Source organism: Acinetobacter sp. ANC_7682, assembly GCF_056779795.1.
Genome location: NZ_JBWYIQ010000006.1, coordinates 1 through 18,197, shown reverse-complemented (window position 1 = coordinate 18,197; position 18,197 = coordinate 1). Strand labels below are relative to the sequence as shown.

The window sequence follows — 18,197 nt, the reverse complement described above, 5'->3', positions numbered from 1 at the left end:
AAACATATGATCATCCACACAACAAAACCAACCTAAGCTTATGTATTAATAATATTATTTTTTCTAATAAACTCCTACTACAACAAATGAATTCAGTTTATATTCATTCAAGAGCCTAAACACTAATTCGCAATTCTGACATTTATTTCCGTGACTTACATCAATGTTTTTTTAGTGTTGTAGGTCAATAATCGGATCATCTAACAAGTATTTTCTCTATTCAAATTAGGAAAAGTTCAATGCCTGCATATAAAGCGCCCGTACGTGATATTCGTTTCTTAATGAACGAAGTTTTTGATTATCCTGCGCACTATAAAACTCTAAGCAACGGCGAAGCTGCTGACTCTGATACTGTCGATATGATTATCGAAGGTGCTGCAGATTTCTGTGAAAATGTATTATCTCCACTTAATCAGTCTGGAGATGAAGAAGGCTGTCATTTTAAAGATGGCGAAGTCAAAACGCCTAAAGGTTTCAAAGAAGCTTACGAGCAGTTTGTACAAGGTGGCTGGCAAGGTCTTTCGTATCCTGAAGAGTTTGGTGGTCAAGCACTGCCTATGTCGCTGAACCTGATCAAATCAGAAATGATGGGTACAGCAAACTGGTCTTTCACGATGTATCCGGGCTTAAGTATGGGTTGTATGAATACCATCATGCAATTTGGTACTGAAGAACAGAAAAACACCTACATGCCTCACCTCACTGCTGGTACATGGTCAGGCACAATGTGTTTAACTGAACCACAATGTGGTACAGACTTGGGTCAAGTTAAAACTAAAGCTGAGCCTAAAGGTGACGGTACTTATGCTATCACAGGTACTAAAATCTTTATTTCTGCGGGTGAACACGATTTAACTGAAAATATCATTCATATTGTGTTGGCACGTCTTCCAGACTCTCCAGCTGGTACGCGTGGTATTTCATTATTCATTGTTCCAAAATTCATCCCAACTGCTGATGGTGGTGTAGGCGAACGCAATCCTGTGACTTGCGGTTCTATTGAACACAAAATGGGGATCAGAGCATCTGCTACTGCCGTACTGAACTTTGATGCTGCAACGGGTTATCTGATTGGTGAAGTCAACAAAGGCTTACACGCAATGTTTACCTTCATGAATACGGCGCGTATCGGAACTGCTGTTCAAGGTTTAGCACATGCAGAACTTGCATTCCAAGGTGCATTACCTTATGCAAAAGAACGTATGTCAATGCGCGCACTCTCAGGTAAAAAAGAGCCTGAAAAAGTAGCTGACTCAATTATCCATCATGCTGATGTTCGTCGTATGCTTTTGACTCAAAAAGCGATTGCTGAAGGTGGCCGTGCAATGATCTATCATGCTGCACAGCTTGCTGACAAAATGACTGATGCTTTAGCTCAAGGTGATCAAGCGAAGTTTGATGATTACGATGATAAATTAGGTTTCTATACCCCAATTTTGAAAGGCTTCTTAACAGAGTTAGGTTTAGAAGCAGCAAACCACGGTATGCAAGTCTTTGGTGGCCATGGTTATATCAAAGAACATGGTATGGAGCAGATCGTTCGTGATGCGCGTATTTCAACGCTTTACGAAGGTACAACTGGTGTTCAAGCACTAGACTTAATCGGTCGTAAAGTACTGTTATCTTCTAAAGGCAAAGTCGTTCGTGACTATACAGCTGAAATCTTAAAATTCTGTGGTCAGCACGCACGCAATAAATACATGCGCCGTTTTGCTTGGGACTTAACTAAGATTTGTGCACAATGGAACGCATTAACTGTACGTATTATGCTTGCTGCACGCAAAGATCGCGACATCGTTTCAAGTGCTTCTGTGGATTACTTAATGTTCTCTGGTTATGCAATGATGGCATATTACTGGGCTCAACAAGCGGCAGTGGCATCAGCGAAGTTAGCATCAGGTGATGGTCAAGAAACTCCTGAGTTTTATAAAGCGAAAATCAAAGTTGCAGATTTCTACTTTGAGCGTTTACTTCCACGTGCTCAAGGTCATGCTGAATCTATGGTTAACCCTTCGAAAACTTTAATGTCTTTAGAAGCTGAACACTTCAGTTTTGATTACTAAGATTTCATAGAAAAAAGACCGCCAAGGCGGTCTTTTTTTATTGATCGAATGAACTATCTTACTTTAAGAATACGCAATTACATTTAGAGCAAGAATACAACAGTGGTATCTTGATCAAACGACATAAATATTCCAAACGAGCTTTTATCAATATACAAAAAGGAAAATAATATGCATAAGACATTGATCTCCCTAACTTTACTCAGTGCAGTCTTTTTCGCTACAAATAGCTTCGCTGAATCGGATATTAAAAATCACCAAAAAACCACGACGTATTCAACAAAGAATTTGAATTACTCGACGAGTGGATCTGCTGAGGTCATTATTCATCGCCCTGTGAGTGAAGTCTTCAATATTTTAACCAATGTAAATCTTTGGCCAAAAATTAATGTGGGTGCAACTCAAGCCATTGAGCCTAAGAATATTCGTGTTCAAAAAGGTACGACTTTCAAAGAATTTATTAGCAGCCCGATTCCAGGCATAAAAGATTGGAATAATGAATGGCATGTGATTGAGTTTGAGAAAGATAAGAAGTTTGTTATCGCAACCATAGAGCAATTTGCTCAAGTCCCAATCCATTCAAAAATTACCTATGAATTTGACCGTATCAATGCTAATAGCACAGAATTTGAACGAACTATTGAAGTAACTTTAGACGATAAATTTATTCAAGGCGCAACAAAACAAGAAGTTGAAGCCCTGTATCGTTTTATTGGTTCTCAGTGGGAAATGGCCAATCATTTAAAAAAATATGTTGAAGATCAAAGCTCAAATTAAGGAATTAAAAACACCTGATTGACCAACCAACCAGGTGTTGTAAATTAATGCATATATTTTAATGCTCACGGTACTCTTTAATCTCTATTGGCTTATCTTTCACGAGTTCAACTGTTCCCTCATTCAAACCATTGAAATTTTTAAAATGAATTGAAACTCCATCTTCATTTGCAAGTTTTACACCACTTGCTGCAACCGTGCTCTTCAAGTGATAAACCGCATCCGAGTTATCCCTGAGTTCAGCCGTTTGAAAATTGTCGTTTGTTTTTAGCTCTAATGTTAAATCCATTGGTCCAGTAAAATGGATCACCTGTTCACCTTCAGCACGAGCAACTTGATCAACAGGCGCAGAAGCTTCAGCATTTAAATACGCTGGTCTCTCTTGTTCTGACATTTGCTCACTATTTTTGTTTTTATCAGCACAACCAACGAATGCCAATCCCAAGATTGAAGCCACTAGAACTAATTTCATTTTTATTACCTATCTTAATGAGAACCATTAAAAAACTCATCATTATTTTCACAGTAAAGGAGCGAAATAAGTATGGATTTAACAGTTTCGCTGTTAAAAATTACATTGGAGTTTAACTATAGAACTTACAGAAACTCCTCAAGCAATGAGTTCAAATATAAATGTCCTTGAGCAGTGCATGACAAACGGTTTGGATCATCTACCATTAATTTTCTGTCAATCAATGACTGAATTTGAACTTGGATTGATTTCAAAGATAAACCTGTACGAGCTTCATAATATGAGGTTGGTACACCTTGATTAAGTCGCAGTGCATTCATCATAAATTCGAATGGCATTTCATCAGCTTCAATTTTCTTAAACTGCAAATGCTCTGCAGGGACTTTCGCTAGATAATCTTTCGGTAATCGTGTTTTTTGGTAACGATATACACCATCACTTAGCGTTACTTTAGCATGCGCACCAGCACCAATCGCTAAGTAATCGCCAAATTGCCAATAATTTAAATTATGTGCTGAGGGTTTTTCTTTACGCCAAGCCGACACTTCGTAGTTAGTAAAATCATTTTCGATTAAATAGGCCTCACCCTGTACCTGAATTTCTTCTAATACATCATCGACAGGCAATATAGGTTGAGTTCGAAAAAATACGGTATTGGGCTCAATGGTTAACTGATACCACGAGATATGTGTAGCACCGTGCTCCACGGCAAGTTTTAAGTCAAGTAATGCTTGTTCAAGCGTTTGTTCAGGTAAGCCGTGCATTAAATCGACATTAATTCGCTTAAAGCCTGCATATTTCGCCAAACCAATTGCTGAAATTGCATCTTGGTTGGAATGAATACGCCCCAGTTTTTGAAGATGATTCGAGTTAAAACTTTGGACACCTAAAGACAACCGATTGATCCCCGCCTTTAAATAATCTGCAAATGGATCATGTTCTACCGTTCCCGGGTTGGCTTCTAAGGTAATTTCACAATCATCCTCAAACGGAATCAAAGCGCTTAGCTGAGCAAATAGCCATTGATACCCTTGAGCAGAAATGAGAGAAGGAGTACCTCCACCTATGAACACGCTATGAATTTGACGACCCTGAGCAAAATTTATCTGTGTTTTGAAATCCTCAACCAATGCTTGTAAATATTCTTTCTCCAACGCCATGGACAATGCCCCATTGGGTACTGCATGCGAATTAAAGTCGCAATATGGACATTTACGCACACACCACGGCATATGAATATAAAGTGACAATGGAATATCTTGTGGATTCAAAGTAGCCAAACGTACAGCTCAAAACTTAAAAACTTATTTTAACATGACTACACCATAACGCTCAGAACTGATTCAGTTTTTACTTTACACTGAATATAAAACAAGGACGTGGGTACATTTATGTTTAAAGTCGCGAGCCAATTTTTATTCTTTATCCCTTTAGCGCTGGGGATCGGAATCGCAATGACCTTCCAAACTGCGATTAACACACAATTACGTGAATATTTATATTCTCCATTACAAGCTGCACTTTTATCATTTTTGATTGGTACAATAGTTCTCGCAATACTGGTTTTTTTTCAACAGACTGAAAAACCACAATTGAGCGAAATTGTACAAATTCCTTGGCATCTTTGGCTTGGCGGTTTTTTAGGTGTTTATGCCATTAGTATTAGTATTTATTCCGCACCTAAATTAGGTTTCTTAACCTTATCGGCATTAATTATTTTTGGACAGATTGTTATGTCCATGATAGTCGACCATTTTGGAATTTTAGGTACAGAAAAAATTGCCATTAATTGGCAGCGCATTTTGGGTGGCGTGGTGATTTTTATAGGTGTGCTTCTCACTTTACAACGCTAAACCTTCATTCTAAGCACATAAAAACGATGAGTAATTTTTGTGTCTAATGTGACTGCAACTTCCAACATCAGTTATGAATTAAAAAAACTATTTCATCTCATGATCCCAATCTTGATTACGCAATTTTCGCAAGCAGGATTAGGACTGATTGATACTATTATGGCAGGACATTTATCTGCATTAGACTTAGCGGCAATTGCTGTCGGGGTCGGTCTTTGGATTCCTGTCATGTTGCTATTTAGCGGCATTATGATTGCAACAACGCCGTTGGTTGCTGAAGCAAACGGTGCGAGGACTCCAGAGAAAATTGCCACTATTACACGACAAGCATTATGGGTTGCTTTAGTTCTCGGGATTATTGCTGGTCTAGTCTTACAGATTCTCCCCTATACGCTTCCTCTTCTTGGCGTTCCAGAGTCACTTCACCCTAAAGCTGGCCTATTCTTACATGCGATTGGATTCGGTATGCCAGCAGTCACCATGTTTGCTGCACTACGAGGATACTCTGAGGCGATTGGTAATCCACGCCCAGTGACTGTGATCAGTTTAATGGCCTTAGTCGTACTTATTCCGCTTAATTTTGTGTTTATGTATGGTTTAGGTCCAATTCCTGCATTAGGAAGTGCTGGATGTGGATTTGCAACGGCAATTCTACAGTGGCTGATGCTGATCACGTTGGCATTGTATATCTTGAATAATCAGGCATATCAAAAAACCCAACCCTTTAGTCATTTTGAAAAAATTGATCGCTACTGGTTAAAACGCATCCTTGCTTTAGGTTTCCCAATTGGTTTGGCTATCTTCTTTGAGGTCAGTATTTTCAGTACCGCTGCAATTGTATTGAGTCCATTGGGTGAAATTACGGTTGCAGCGCATCAAATTGCCATCTCCATTACGTCACAATTATTTATGATCCCGATGTCTCTCGCGATCGCACTTACCATCCGAGTGGGAACGTATTATGGTGAAAAGGATTACCAATCTATGCGTAAAGTCCAATGGTTGGGTTTAGCAACAGGTACTGTACTGGCATTGATGACCATGATTTTATTGTGGGTCTTCCGCCATCAAATTGTCGCGTTGTACACCTCTGATGTATTGGTGACTCAAATTGCGGTTTACTTGGTGCTATTCGCTGTTGCTTACCAACTGATGGACGCTTGGCAAATCAGTGCTGCAGGATGTCTACGAGGCATGCAAGATACGAAGGGTCCTATGTGGATTACTATGCTTGCCTATTGGGTGATTGCGTTTCCTGTAGGCGTATATCTCTCTAGATTTACCAACATTGGTCCTGCGGGTGTATGGATTGGATTGATCGTGGGCTTAAGTATTGCCTGTGTACTCTTACTCGGGCGTTTATATATGAATAATCAGCGGCTTGAGCGTAGTCAATCATCATGAACTATAAATCCCGAATGATCGGGATTTATTTTTTTATGCCAATCATTTACTTACAACTCATTAACAATTTCAAATATGCATCTTTTGATTTGTCGCCTATGATCAGATCAGAAGATGAAAATAATGAATCGAGGTTCTTAACTCATGGCAAACAAAGCGAGCTCTCCCGGCCGTCGTTTCATGAAACTCGCAGGTATGACTGCAAGTATTGCTACTAAAACCGTGTCCAACTCTATCCGCACCTTTAATGCAGATGATGATAAAAAAAACGAAGCACGCAGTAAGCTATTTCAAGATATTGGTGTTCAAATTGCAGATACCCTTGGGGAAATGAAAGGTGCTGTAATGAAAGTTGGTCAAATTGCATCACAATATAAAGATATTTTCCCGCCTGAAGTCGCGAAGGCTATTGCTAAATTACAACGTCAAGCCCCTGCGATGCCCTTCCAACAAATCAAGCAACAAGTAGAAAAAGAACTTGGTCAGCCACTGTTAGATGTTTTTAAAACATTTGATGAACAACCTTTTGCAGCAGCTTCGATTGGGCAAGTTCATAAAGCCACCTTAAAAAATGGCCAAGAAGTCGTTGTAAAAGTACAGTACCCAGGCGTAGATGAAGCATGCGAAAGCGATCTAAAACAAGTTCGCTTGGCCTTACGTTTGATGGGTGTACTAAAAGTCGATAAAAAATTACAAGATCGATTATTTGCAGAAATTCAAGACAGCTTACACGAAGAGCTCAACTATGAAATTGAAGCGCAGAATTTAGAGGTATTTAGAACCTTCCATCAAGCATTGGATTCTAAAATTATTATCCCACAAGTGTTCAAAGATTATTCCAGCAGACGAGTTCTAACATTGAGCTTGGAAGCAGGTGACAATATTGAAACCGCAAGCACTTGGCCGCTTGATACACGCAACGAAATTGGTCGTCGACTAATTCAAGCTCTTGGTCATCAGATTTTCTATCTAAAACGTTTTCATTGTGATCCGCATCCTGGCAATTTTGCTTTCCGCTCAGATGGTAGTGTCATCATCTATGATTTTGGTGGTGTTAAAACCTTATCTGCTGAACTGGTGGATCGATTTAAAAAATTAGTTCGCGCTGGTCGTGCTGAAAATATCCAAGAGATTGAACAACATCTATTTGCGTTGGATGCTCTTGCTGAAACAGGAAAATTCCCTGAGGAACTTTACAAACAATGGTTAGAAGTGTTGCTCAGACCCCTTACCACTCAATACAATTTTGCTGAAAACTCATCTCATCATGATGGCGTCATTTTAGTGAAAAAATCACTTAAGTATTGGGATACATTTAAGCCCTCTCCAGACACATTAATGGTCAATCGTACTATTTCTGGACACTATTGGAATCTGATTAACTTAAAAGTCGATGACAATCTCAATGATTTGTTTGAAACGCTCGTTCCTATTTGAAAAATTAACAAGACCTTACAATGCTCATTGTTGTTATGTTATATTATAACGAAATATAAATAATTAGGAGTGTTTCCATGCGTCCCAATATTCATCCTGAATACCATGAAGTACTGTTTCATGATACCAACGCAGATCAGTATTTCATCATCGGTAGTACGATTCAGTCAAAGCAAACAAAAGAATATCAAGGGAAAACTTACCCCTATGTCACGCTAGATATTTCAAGTGCTTCGCACCCTTTCTATACTGGTGAGGTCCGTCAGGCCAATAATGAAGGTCGTGTGGCAAGTTTCAATAAGCGTTTCGGTCGCTTTAAACGTAAATAAAAAAATTTTCGACTCTCACTATTTTTAAGCCTAAATTTACTCCTCCAATTTAGGCTTTTTTTATTTTCATCGTTATTTATTGGTTAAATAAAATTGAGTAAAGGAAAAACTCAAAACCAATCCCAGGAGTCCAATCATGATACTACTCACAACATACATCAGTGCCAAATTGTATTGTCCAGATTTTATCAATTGAAAAGTTTCCAAGCCAAAACTTGAGAAGGTGGTAAAACCACCTAATATGCCAACCATAAAAAATAGGCGAGCCTCTTGTTGTAATATAGGATATTGTAAACTGAATGCAAAAAATCCCCCTGCTAGAACACAGCCCAGAATATTCACAATCCAAGTTGCCCATGGAAATTGATATACATTTTGCATGAACCACATACTGGTCATATATCGAAGTGTTGCACCAATCGCTCCACCACATGCTACCCATAACCAACTCATATTATGTCCGTTCTCGTGTATTGATCATATTTTTACCTTAAAAAGTAACGAATTATTGTCTTGGATTCAGGCGTTTTTTCGTTAAGATGTAGCAAATTTAAACGTGTAAGGACTCAATTATGGCTCAAGCATTATTGGAACAATTAAAAAATGGCGAAGCAAAATTTGCCGACGTAATTTCATTTATTGAAGCAGGTTATACACATACGCCAACCGCATTTAGTAATGGTCAACAATATAATGCCAGTAATGAAAATCAAGGGAGTGCTAAAGTTTTTTCCTTTGCCAAATTAAATGGTCTTTCTCAAGAACAAACATTACAGCTTTTTGCAGAACACTACGCTTCTGTTCTGGCGACACCTGAAGCATCAGATCATCAAAATATCCGTCAATTCATGATTCATGGATGGGATGGCATTAAATTTGAAGGAAATGCACTCACTGTGAAATAATCATAAATAAAGACTAGCGCTTGACTAGTCTTTTTCAACAGTTTTATTTAGGTATTCAATTACACCTAATCCTGCTGCTCGACCTGTTGCAAAACACGCTGTAAGTAAATAACCACCTGTCGGGGCATCCCAATCCAACATCTCTCCACAGCAGAAAACAATTGGATTACTTTTCAACTGTAACTGTTTAGTCAAGGCAATTTCCCGTACACCACCTGCGCAGCTAATGGCTTCTTCAATGGGTCTAAAACCGTCTAGTTTGATAGATAAATGTTTAATATGCTGAGCCATTTTCTCTGCAATCGCCCAATCATGCTTTGAGGTCAATTCACGTAATAAATTTGACTTTGCATTGTCTAATCCCAATTTTCGCCATACATTATTTATGCTTTGTTTCTTAGCATTCTTAAGTTTAGAGATGATTTCATGCTCAGATAATTCTGGCAGTAAATCTAAATTTAAAACCATGGAATCTTGATATTGCAATTGTGTTCGAAGTGCCCGACCATGCTTATAGACCAACCCACTCTCCAAACCATAATGGGTGATCACAATATCCCCCTTAGCTTTGGGCTGATGATCCACCCAAGCTTCAACTCGTTTGAGTGGCGAGCCAAATACAGGTTCCATATACGAAGACCAAGCTCTGACTACACCAGCATTACTCGGGGAAAACGCTTTTAACTCTTCTTTAGCCAACCATGACTGCCAAGCCCCATCACTACCCAACTGTGCCCATGACACAGCGCCACACGCCAATACAATCGCATCAAATTGCTCAGTTCGTATTGAATTGGATTGAGTATCAAAAACTGTCAGTTCATTTTGATTAAGCGCGGTAATTTGATGCCGATAATGAAAATTGACTTTGGAATCCACTAAACTTTTTAACCAAGCACGCAGTAATGGAGCTGCTTTCATTTCATTGGGAAATATACGACCTGAGCTTCCAACATAGGATTCAATCCCTAGGTTTTTCATCCAATTCTGAATCCAACGCGCATCCCACTTTCTCACCCAAGGTGCAAGCCATTCGGCATGATCATAACGACCAATAAATTGATCAAGAGGTTCGGCATGAGAAATATTTAAACCTGTTTTACCTGCCATCAAAAACTTACGCGCAGCTGAAGGCTTTTGTTCAAAAATATGAACTTCAAATGCAGGATGAGCAGATAAAACTTCAGCAGCCATTAAACCTGCTGGACCTGCGCCTACGATTGCGATTCGCTTTGAATATTCCAAATTCATAGATTATTCGTTTGTTGATTTTCAGAAGAGATGGGCATTTGCCCTTGCAGAGGCATAAAGTGATCGAAGCGAGTTTGGTACGCTTCTGGTTTTTGAATAATCAACTGCTGGCATAATTCACCACGCTCTAGATACTTTACTTCAAAATGCGTTCTTGCCGAAGTTGAAGGGATTCTTTCTTTAACATAAGAAAGGTTCCAAACATTAAGCAGTTGTTGCTCTGCCTCGTCAATATATTCAGGAATATTGCTGGCTAAAGTGATCGTACCATTCGGTTGCAATCGAGACAGTAAAAATTCAAAAAAAGGCATATTCAACCAACGTTGCGCTGGATTATGAGGTTCAGGATTCGGATATAAAATAAAAAAATCTTCAACTTGCTGTGGAAATAGCGCATGTACGATCCAAGGGATTGCATCTGCATGTACAGGTCGCAAATTGGTTTGACCCTCTAATTGATGCTGTTTTTGCATCGCTAGAAATTTTTCTCTGGTTCGTTCAATCGCGATTAGTTGTCTTTGCGGATTTTGTTGCGTAAACAATAAAGCATGTTTACCTTTACCCGCCCCAATCTCAACACATAGTGGTTCAGCTAGAATCGGTTGAAAATCGCGTGGCGCATGCATACGCTGTGCTTGAAATTGACGAATCGGCATAATCAGATCAAACTTATGAAAACGCGACAAGTCTAGCAACTCTAAATGCTTTTGCCTATTTTAGCTGTTTTATTTTACTAGGATTGATTTATGCCAAAAACATTTCCGTGCCCACGCTGTGGACAGCCTAGTCAATGGACTGGCAATGAATTTCGTCCATTTTGTTCTGAACGATGCAAACTTATCGATTTAGGAGCTTGGGCAAATGATGAATATCGCCTTCCAACACAGGATTCTCCTCAAGCTGATCAAGGGGAATATCATGAATAATGCCAACTTTGCTCAGTATTAAAAGAATAATTCAATTATATTTACACAACCAAAAAAATTAGCTTTTTTAAGAAAACTCAATAAATGAGATTTTATTTAGGTTTGTGTTGTGATATTGTGATGGAAATCACATTAAAATAACAATTCTACTTTCATAAATACATGAGACTTTATAAATTCACATTCACACTCAGTATAATTTTAACTTGCCTAGGCCTCCTTTTTGCAGGTCTAGGCATTTATCAACATGATTTCGTCTTGATTTTAATCTCTGCACTATTTGTGTTAGCCGCTGCCCTTCTCTTTTGGGAATTGAATGACATCAATCGAGATCACTTTTTTCGTTTTTAATTAACCAGCTTTACCTGCCACAAAAGGGTTAAACTTTTTCTCATAGCCAATGGTACTGATTGGACCATGCCCTGAAATAAACTGTGTTTCATCTGGCAAACTAAAACATTCTCTCTCAATCGAATCCAGCAACTGTTGATGATTTCCCTTGGGAAAATCTGTTCGACCAATTGAACCCTTGAAAAGAACATCGCCAGTCCATAACAAGCCATAGTTAGCATTATAGAACATGACGTGGCCAGGCGTATGACCGGGAGCGAATCGAACCTCAAAGGACTCATCCCCCAATTTTAAAGTTTCACCACCTTCAAGCCACTGATCAACCACAACAGGTTCAGGTATCGGAAACCCATATCGTGCTGAAACTTCCTGAATCATATCTAACCAAAATGCATCTTCTTTATGAGGACCAATTACTGGAATACCCCACTCTCTCGCCAATGCTCCGACCGCACCAGCATGATCAAGATGACCATGAGTTAACCATAGCTCCTTCACGGTTAAGTCTAACTCTTGCACAACTTGCATAATTTTTTCAGGCTCACCTCCAGCATCAATTAACACAGCTTCTTTGGTCTCTTGATCCCAAACCAATGAACAATTTTGCTGAAATGCTGTCACAGGAATAATTTTAACTTGAAGCATAGGAACCTTTAAATTTATGCAGAATGTTGAAGGGTAATCTTGAGTGCATCCAGTTGAGCTTCTACTAAATCGACCAACAAATCAATATGTGCTGCATCAGTGTTTAACGCTGGAATATAGGCATAGTCTTTCCCACCCGCCGTTTTAAAGGTTTCGGCATTTTCCACAGCCAACTCTTCTAAAGTCTCCAAACAATCTGCTGAAAAAGCAGGGCTGAGCACATGGACAGATTGAACACCTTGTTGTCCCCACTCAGTCAGCAACGCATCTGTATATGGCTTGACCCACTCTTGTTTACCGAATCGTGATTGGAAGCTGATAGCCCATTCATCGTCACGTAATCCCAGAGCCTCTGCGACTTTTTTCGCTGTAACTCTACAACGGTCGGCATATGGATCACCTTTATCTGCATAAGGCTGAGGAATCCCATGGAAAGACATTAATAATTTTTCCGCTTTACCGTGCTGCGCCTGAAAAACCTGAACACTCTTTGCCAAAGCCTGAATAAATTTTGGATGTTGATAATAATCACGTATTAAACTTAAGCCAGGTAAATTTCTCTGCGTTAAAACCCATTTCGCCAATGCATCATACAAAGGTGCTGTAGATGTCGCTGAATATTGAGGAAAAAGTGGAAATAAAATGACGTGATCTTGCGGTGTCTGAGAAAGTTTTTTTAGAACCTCATGAATACTAGGATGACCATAAGTCATTGCAGGAACGACCTGAACATCAAAATCTGGATAATCTTGAATAACTTTTTGACGGATTAAATCTGTTTGCTTCAACAGAATTTCACGCATAGGTGAATCTCCATTCCACACCTGCGCATATGCTTCAGAAACATGCTTTGGTCGAAATGGTAAAACAAAACAATGTAAGATAATTTTCCACAAAAACGATGGAATCTCAATCACACGCTGATCAGATAAAAACTGTTTTAGAAAAGTTCGTACCGCAGGCACTGTCGGGGCATCTGGTGTTCCCAAGTTGGCAATAATTACGGTGATTTTCGGCTTTAACTCAGACATCTGATCCACATCAATTCACTGTTTAATTGAGAAATACTTTATCAGAGTCTAAGTAAATTCGGCGTGATTTTATGATTGCTTTTTAAAATGTGAATGACAGAGAAAAACTATCATATGAACTTGATCTATTTATTCATGCATTTCCATAACATCCGCTGACGATCATCTCGTCCTACAGGAACGATCCATTCATTATTACGCATTTGTTGCTTGATGGTATGCAATGCACGTACATTAATCTGTGCTCTAGATACCATATGTGCCTTAGGAAGTTGCAATTGAGCATCGACCAGCCCCGTATCAGTCAAATACTGATTCAACACTTTAGAATAAAAATCTTCTGGTGTTGCTTGGGAAAATTGAGACTTAAGAACAGTATAAATTTCATGCCATCGCATGGATCGTATACAAATAATTTCTTTAAAATGACTATCAACATAGGCATGCATACGATAATCAAAACTGAATTGATCATCCCATTCTATTTTAGGCAAAGATAGAAAAGGATCGACTTCAGATTTGGCTTGTTCCATTTTTGTTTGTGCCAGCTGAGCTCTTAATCGATCAATCTCATCTTGTTTTGCTTGAATGCTTTGTGGTCTTACCCAACCCAAAACAGGGTAACGTTCAAGCATTTGAGGCATATGAGACCTGAGTGCTAGCTCTAATTCACGAGCACTTTTAAAAAATACGACCTGATCAACTTCTTTAATGATCTGTTCACGGAAATTTTGAAAGCGCTGTTGAAGATCCACTTCATGCTCTCGTAAATGCTCCTCACGCGATTCTGGCTGTTCATGCATAAATACAATAATGGGCTTTTGCTTAGTCACGGCATAGATATATTCCAAGTGCATGTAACTAATACCAGAGACAGATTGCTCACCATACTGGCTTCCTAAAAGCAGAAGTACATAATCACAATCATCAATTTGACGGCGTGCAAAAGCGGTTGTTACAGGTGTTCTTTGTTCTAAACCCCAGGAAAAAAAACCCATACCGATCAGCGTTTGAGACACAACCATACGCTCTGGCTGCATCTCTTTACCAGAAGTTGTAATAAACACTTGGTAACGCTTATCTAGCATGCCTTAATCCAATCCTGCATCTAGGTAAAAATGCCTTACTCATAAGGCTTAAAATATATAGCTTGATATTGATCATTCTTCTTCGAATGTATCAGTTAAATTTTCAATTGACCATAGTATTTCATGCCCGATCATATTTTGAAGTACAGGCTGAAGTTCAAGCGCATTTCCGCCACTGACGACACAACGCAACTGCACTGATTTGTCATATGGTTGAGTTGCATTGAATTTATTTTTGATAAGGACTCTTGCTGTTTGGCGTGCAACAGCAAATCCAGAATCAACCAAAGTCAGTCGCTCTGCATAAAGATGCTCAATTGCAGATTTTAAAAATGGATAATGCGTACAACCCAACACCAAATAATCGGCTTGATCTTGCATGACGGGATCAAGTACTCGTTGTAATGTTGCAATACAGGCTTGCGAATTTTGTTGCCCAGCTTCCACGAAAGGAACCAAATCCAAACTGGTGACTTGATGAACTTTAACGCCTAAAGGATCTGCAAAATTCTGCATTACATCCTTGATTAACTGGCCTCTAAAAGTCGCTGGAGTCGCCAATACAGCCACCACTTTAGACTGTGTCTGTAACACTGCAGGTTTTAACGCAGGAACCAACCCAATGATCGGAAATCGCTCACCATAATGCGTCCTTAAGTAATCCAGACTAAAAGCTGATGCCGTATTACACGCAACAACCGCAACTTTACATCCTTGACGATACAACCACTCGATTGCATGTGCTGTGAGCTGACGAATATCTTGATCTTCGCGCGGACCATAAGGGACATGAGCTGTATCTGCATAGTAAAGGATATGCTCATTGGGTAAATATTTTGCTATTTCCAATGCAACTGATAAACCACCAATACCCGAGTCGAAAATACCAATAGGGGCATGTTCAAGTGCATGAGGCATAGGCTCATTAGAGCTCGGTTGGGGTAAAATTGCAGACATCTCAACGACTACTTTTATAATGCTTAAATGAATGGGCTAAGCTTAAACCTCAAGTCCCTAATTGCAATAGCAGATTACCACTTTTTAAATTCAAAACTGATTCACCTTGCTCATTTTCGCTCAACTCCCCCATTTCAACTAAATGAAAAAAAGCTGAACGTTGTATCAATGCGTTGATGCCGAAACGCACATGCACGTAAGGACGCATCTCTCCTTGAAAATCACGCATAAAGATTGGATGATCTTGATCCACAATAATGAGATCTTGAGTGGTCGTTGTTAGCTGTAGATAGGAAAGCCCTTGAATCTCGACTTGATCTACCTGATTGACCAATAAAGGTTCATCTTCGACTTCAATTTCGATTTGCTCAACGGGTGTTTTTAAGTAAAATTTGTTGTCTTCTTTCCACAGTACTGTCGAGAATAGGTCAATGAGGCTTTGTCTTTTAATCAATTGACCTTCGTGCCACCATTCACCATTCGCTTTTACTTTCAAATCCATTGAGCCACAATGCTTTGGGCTCCATTGTTCAAGAGGTGGGATTGACCTTTTGTGACTTGACTGTGCATCTTTTAGATATTGTACGATATTGATTAAGTTTTTATCATCAGGTACAAGTGAATCAGGCTGTGCTGTTATAGAATCATTTTGTTTTACCATGGTTTATGCCCTGCTGACGGAAAATAAAGCGACTCAGCCAATTGGCTTGATCAAGGTTTGAACCTATACTAGCGCAAAATATATAAAAGGTACGAGAGCAAAATTGTACCTGCAACTAAGAACACTCATGGCAGCACCGTCGGAATTATCGGTTGCCACCCTTTACTTTATGAGGAGTCCTTTATGGAACACATCGAACGTGAATCGATGGAGTTTGACGTTGTAATCGTTGGAGCGGGCCCTGCGGGTCTTTCAGCTGCGATCAAAATCCGTCAACTTGCAATTGAAAACAACCTCAACGATTTATCTGTATGTGTCGTTGAAAAAGGCTCTGAAGTAGGTGCGCATATTCTTTCTGGTGCAGTGCTTGAACCACGCGCTATTAATGAATTGTTCCCAAATTGGAAAGAAGAAGGTGCACCTTTAAACGTACCTGTTACAGAAGATGAAACATACTTCCTTCTTTCAGATCAAAAATCTCAAAAAATGCCTCATGCTTTTGTGCCTAAAACAATGCACAACGACGGTAACTATGTCATCTCTCTGGGTAACGTTGTACGCTGGTTAGGACAAAAAGCTGAAGAGCTTGAAGTATCCATTTTCCCGGGCTTCGCAGCAGCGGAAATTCTGTATCATGCTGATGGTACCGTAAAAGGTATCCAAACAGGTGATATGGGTATTGGTAAAGATGGTGAGCCAACACATAACTTTACCCCAGGCTATGAGCTCCATGCGAAATACACGTTATTCGCTGAAGGCTGCCGTGGTCATTTAGGTAAACGCCTAATTGCTCAATTCGGCTTAGATAAAGATGCTGATCCTCAGCATTACGGTATCGGTATTAAAGAACTTTGGGAAATCGATCCAGCGAAGCACAAACCAGGTAAAGTCATGCACGGTGCAGGTTGGCCTTTAACTGAAACTGGTTCATCTGGTGGTTGGTGGTTATATCACGCTGAAAATAACCAAGTATCATTGGGTATGATTGTCGACTTATCTTACCAAAACCCTCATATGTATCCATTCATGGAAATGCAACGTTGGAAAACACATCCATTAATTAAAGATGTATTGGAAGGCGGTAAACGTATTTCTTACGGTGCACGTGCAGTAGTTAAAGGTGGTTTTAACTCTCTTCCTAAATTCACCTTCCCAGGTGGAAGCTTAATTGGTGATGATGCTGGCTTCTTGAACTTTGCAAAAATTAAAGGTTCACACACTGCTATGAAATCAGGCATGTTATGTGGTGAGGCTGTATTTGAAGCAATTAAAGCTGGTGTAGAAAAAGGCGGCGACCTTGCAATTGCTCGTGTGACAGAAGGCGAAGATTTCTTTGCTAAAGAGTTAACGTCATATACAGAGAAATTTAACAACAGTTGGTTAAAAGAAGAGTTATATAATGCTCGTAACTTTGGCCCTGCAATGCATAAGTTTGGTACATTCTTCGGTGGCGCATTCAACTTTATCGATCAAAATGTATTTAAAGTTCCGTTCACTTTACGTGATTTGACACCTGATTACAGTGCTTTAAAAACTGTTGATGCAGTGAACTTCAAACCAAACTATCCAAAACCAGATGGTAAGCTTACATTTGACCGTTTATCTTCAGTGTTTGTTTCGAATACAGTACACGAAGAAAATCAGCCAGCGCATTTAAAATTAACTGATCCATCAATTCCAGTAAACGTTAACCTTCCTCAATGGGATGAGCCTGCTCAGCGCTACTGTCCTGCTGGCGTATACGAAATCATGGAAAATGATGATGGTTCTAAGCGTTTCCAAATTAATGCTGCGAACTGTGTTCACTGTAAGACTTGTGATATTAAAGATCCGTCACAAAACATTACTTGGGTTGTACCTGAGGGTGCGGGTGGTCCGAACTATCCGAATATGTAATCTCGTTTGAGATCAAAAAACCCGCGAAAGCGGGTTTTTTTATATTATTTAGATAAAATGGGCTTTGTTGCACAAAGATTTGAAATGCAAAGCGCCCCTAATTGAGCCAAATTTAAGGCGTAACTTGGGTAAGTGGTCGACCTAATTCCGT

The 18,197-nt window shown here is 39.4% G+C and carries 19 protein-coding genes; 9 read left to right on the top strand and 10 right to left on the bottom strand.

The genetic code is table 11. The features are described 5' to 3' along the window. The first annotated feature begins 239 nt into the window (after positions 1-239). Positions 240-2,063: an acyl-CoA dehydrogenase C-terminal domain-containing protein gene (locus tag AC1M9D_RS03775; RefSeq protein ID WP_481596519.1), complete on the top strand. Its 1,824-nt coding sequence runs from the start codon at positions 240-242 to the stop codon at positions 2,061-2,063. Between the two features lie 171 nt (positions 2,064-2,234). Then, on the top strand, positions 2,235-2,840 hold the full coding sequence (locus AC1M9D_RS03770) for an SRPBCC family protein (RefSeq protein ID WP_481611545.1): 606 nt from the start codon (positions 2,235-2,237) through the stop codon (positions 2,838-2,840). 58 nt (positions 2,841-2,898) lie between these two features. On the opposite strand, the gene AC1M9D_RS03765 is transcribed toward AC1M9D_RS03770, so the two are convergent. Together AC1M9D_RS03765 and hemW are read right to left on the bottom strand one after the other, a co-directional pair. Next, on the bottom strand, positions 2,899-3,312 hold the full coding sequence (locus tag AC1M9D_RS03765) for a hypothetical protein (protein WP_035265004.1): 414 nt from the start codon (positions 3,310-3,312) through the stop codon (positions 2,899-2,901). 125 nt (positions 3,313-3,437) lie between these two features. Further along, positions 3,438-4,592 carry a radical SAM family heme chaperone HemW gene (gene hemW, locus AC1M9D_RS03760; RefSeq protein ID WP_035265001.1) on the bottom strand — a complete coding sequence of 385 codons (1,155 nt, stop codon included), beginning with the start codon at positions 4,590-4,592 and terminating at the stop codon, positions 3,438-3,440. 111 nt (positions 4,593-4,703) lie between these two features. Here hemW and AC1M9D_RS03755 point away from each other — a divergent pair, with 111 nt between their 5' ends. From AC1M9D_RS03755 to AC1M9D_RS03740, 4 genes are all read left to right on the top strand, one after another. Beyond that, positions 4,704-5,165, top strand: coding sequence for a DMT family transporter (locus AC1M9D_RS03755; protein ID WP_035264998.1), 462 nt, complete (start codon positions 4,704-4,706; stop codon positions 5,163-5,165). A gap of 99 nt (positions 5,166-5,264) precedes the next feature. After that, a complete protein-coding gene (locus AC1M9D_RS03750) occupies positions 5,265-6,569 on the top strand; it encodes an MATE family efflux transporter (protein WP_481590850.1) in 1,305 nt (434 codons plus the stop codon). Positions 6,570-6,713: 144 nt separating this feature from the next. Continuing rightward, a complete protein-coding gene (locus AC1M9D_RS03745; RefSeq protein ID WP_481590817.1) occupies positions 6,714-8,006 on the top strand; it encodes an ABC1 kinase family protein in 1,293 nt (430 codons plus the stop codon). 77 nt (positions 8,007-8,083) lie between these two features. Further along, a complete protein-coding gene (locus AC1M9D_RS03740; RefSeq protein ID WP_035264993.1) occupies positions 8,084-8,335 on the top strand; it encodes a type B 50S ribosomal protein L31 in 252 nt (83 codons plus the stop codon). A gap of 72 nt (positions 8,336-8,407) precedes the next feature. Here AC1M9D_RS03740 and crcB read toward each other — a convergent pair whose 3' ends face one another. Beyond that, a complete protein-coding gene (gene crcB / locus AC1M9D_RS03735; protein WP_481611544.1) occupies positions 8,408-8,788 on the bottom strand; it encodes a fluoride efflux transporter CrcB in 381 nt (126 codons plus the stop codon). Between the two features lie 119 nt (positions 8,789-8,907). Here crcB and AC1M9D_RS03730 point away from each other — a divergent pair, with 119 nt between their 5' ends. Then, positions 8,908-9,240: a HopJ type III effector protein gene (locus AC1M9D_RS03730; RefSeq protein WP_481611543.1), complete on the top strand. Its 333-nt coding sequence runs from the start codon at positions 8,908-8,910 to the stop codon at positions 9,238-9,240. A gap of 24 nt (positions 9,241-9,264) precedes the next feature. Here the strand turns inward: AC1M9D_RS03730 and AC1M9D_RS03725 are convergent, their stop codons facing one another. Both AC1M9D_RS03725 and AC1M9D_RS03720 read right to left on the bottom strand, forming a co-directional pair. Then, the gene (locus AC1M9D_RS03725; RefSeq protein WP_481611542.1) at positions 9,265-10,491 is read right to left on the bottom strand and encodes a TIGR03862 family flavoprotein; all 1,227 of its coding nucleotides are present in this window, start codon (positions 10,489-10,491) and stop codon (positions 9,265-9,267) included. Next, positions 10,488-11,153 (bottom strand): class I SAM-dependent methyltransferase, encoded by a 666-nt coding sequence (locus AC1M9D_RS03720; RefSeq protein ID WP_179999332.1) that lies wholly within the window; start codon positions 11,151-11,153, stop codon positions 10,488-10,490. The genes AC1M9D_RS03725 and AC1M9D_RS03720 overlap by 4 nt, the downstream gene beginning before the upstream one ends. An 84-nt stretch (positions 11,154-11,237) precedes the next feature. Between AC1M9D_RS03720 and AC1M9D_RS03715 the strand changes: the two genes are divergently transcribed. Next, entirely contained in the window at positions 11,238-11,417 is a 180-nt protein-coding gene (locus AC1M9D_RS03715) for a DNA gyrase inhibitor YacG (protein ID WP_035264978.1), read from the top strand. Positions 11,418-11,768: 351 nt separating this feature from the next. Here AC1M9D_RS03715 and AC1M9D_RS03710 read toward each other — a convergent pair whose 3' ends face one another. The 5 genes from AC1M9D_RS03710 to AC1M9D_RS03690 all read right to left on the bottom strand — a co-directional run bounded on the left by AC1M9D_RS03710 (position 11,769) and on the right by AC1M9D_RS03690 (position 16,150). Beyond that, on the bottom strand, positions 11,769-12,413 hold the full coding sequence (locus AC1M9D_RS03710; RefSeq protein ID WP_092768141.1) for an MBL fold metallo-hydrolase: 645 nt from the start codon (positions 12,411-12,413) through the stop codon (positions 11,769-11,771). Between the two features lie 14 nt (positions 12,414-12,427). Beyond that, complete coding sequence (hemH, locus tag AC1M9D_RS03705; protein ID WP_481590816.1) at positions 12,428-13,444, bottom strand: ferrochelatase; 1,017 nt, start codon at positions 13,442-13,444, stop codon at positions 12,428-12,430. 125 nt (positions 13,445-13,569) lie between these two features. Continuing rightward, positions 13,570-14,532: a DUF4062 domain-containing protein gene (locus AC1M9D_RS03700; RefSeq protein ID WP_481610299.1), complete on the bottom strand. Its 963-nt coding sequence runs from the start codon at positions 14,530-14,532 to the stop codon at positions 13,570-13,572. 72 nt (positions 14,533-14,604) lie between these two features. Next, entirely contained in the window at positions 14,605-15,489 is an 885-nt protein-coding gene (gene murI, locus AC1M9D_RS03695) for a glutamate racemase (protein WP_092768145.1), read from the bottom strand. A gap of 49 nt (positions 15,490-15,538) precedes the next feature. Further along, positions 15,539-16,150 carry a DUF1285 domain-containing protein gene (locus AC1M9D_RS03690; RefSeq protein ID WP_481611541.1) on the bottom strand — a complete coding sequence of 204 codons (612 nt, stop codon included), beginning with the start codon at positions 16,148-16,150 and terminating at the stop codon, positions 15,539-15,541. Between the two features lie 183 nt (positions 16,151-16,333). On the opposite strand from AC1M9D_RS03690, the gene AC1M9D_RS03685 reads away from it, so the two are divergent. Beyond that, positions 16,334-18,046 (top strand): electron transfer flavoprotein-ubiquinone oxidoreductase, encoded by a 1,713-nt coding sequence (locus AC1M9D_RS03685; RefSeq protein ID WP_481592064.1) that lies wholly within the window; start codon positions 16,334-16,336, stop codon positions 18,044-18,046. The last annotated feature ends 151 nt before the right edge of the window (positions 18,047-18,197 follow it).

Coding starts and splice junctions, on each gene's coding strand:
- AC1M9D_RS03775 (WP_481596519.1), top strand. CDS start 240: ATGCCTGCATATAAAGCGCCCGTACGTGATATTCGTTTCTTAATGAAC.
- AC1M9D_RS03770 (WP_481611545.1), top strand. CDS start 2,235: ATGCATAAGACATTGATCTCCCTAACTTTACTCAGTGCAGTCTTTTTC.
- AC1M9D_RS03765 (WP_035265004.1), bottom strand. CDS start 3,312: ATGAAATTAGTTCTAGTGGCTTCAATCTTGGGATTGGCATTCGTTGGT.
- AC1M9D_RS03755 (WP_035264998.1), top strand. CDS start 4,704: ATGTTTAAAGTCGCGAGCCAATTTTTATTCTTTATCCCTTTAGCGCTG.
- AC1M9D_RS03750 (WP_481590850.1), top strand. CDS start 5,265: ATGATCCCAATCTTGATTACGCAATTTTCGCAAGCAGGATTAGGACTG.
- AC1M9D_RS03745 (WP_481590817.1), top strand. CDS start 6,714: ATGGCAAACAAAGCGAGCTCTCCCGGCCGTCGTTTCATGAAACTCGCA.
- AC1M9D_RS03740 (WP_035264993.1), top strand. CDS start 8,084: ATGCGTCCCAATATTCATCCTGAATACCATGAAGTACTGTTTCATGAT.
- crcB (WP_481611544.1), bottom strand. CDS start 8,788: ATGAGTTGGTTATGGGTAGCATGTGGTGGAGCGATTGGTGCAACACTT.
- AC1M9D_RS03730 (WP_481611543.1), top strand. CDS start 8,908: ATGGCTCAAGCATTATTGGAACAATTAAAAAATGGCGAAGCAAAATTT.
- AC1M9D_RS03725 (WP_481611542.1), bottom strand. CDS start 10,491: ATGAATTTGGAATATTCAAAGCGAATCGCAATCGTAGGCGCAGGTCCA.
- AC1M9D_RS03715 (WP_035264978.1), top strand. CDS start 11,238: ATGCCAAAAACATTTCCGTGCCCACGCTGTGGACAGCCTAGTCAATGG.
- AC1M9D_RS03710 (WP_092768141.1), bottom strand. CDS start 12,413: ATGCTTCAAGTTAAAATTATTCCTGTGACAGCATTTCAGCAAAATTGT.
- hemH (WP_481590816.1), bottom strand. CDS start 13,444: ATGTCTGAGTTAAAGCCGAAAATCACCGTAATTATTGCCAACTTGGGA.
- AC1M9D_RS03700 (WP_481610299.1), bottom strand. CDS start 14,532: ATGCTAGATAAGCGTTACCAAGTGTTTATTACAACTTCTGGTAAAGAG.
- murI (WP_092768145.1), bottom strand. CDS start 15,489: ATGTCTGCAATTTTACCCCAACCGAGCTCTAATGAGCCTATGCCTCAT.
- AC1M9D_RS03690 (WP_481611541.1), bottom strand. CDS start 16,150: ATGGTAAAACAAAATGATTCTATAACAGCACAGCCTGATTCACTTGTA.
- AC1M9D_RS03685 (WP_481592064.1), top strand. CDS start 16,334: ATGGAACACATCGAACGTGAATCGATGGAGTTTGACGTTGTAATCGTT.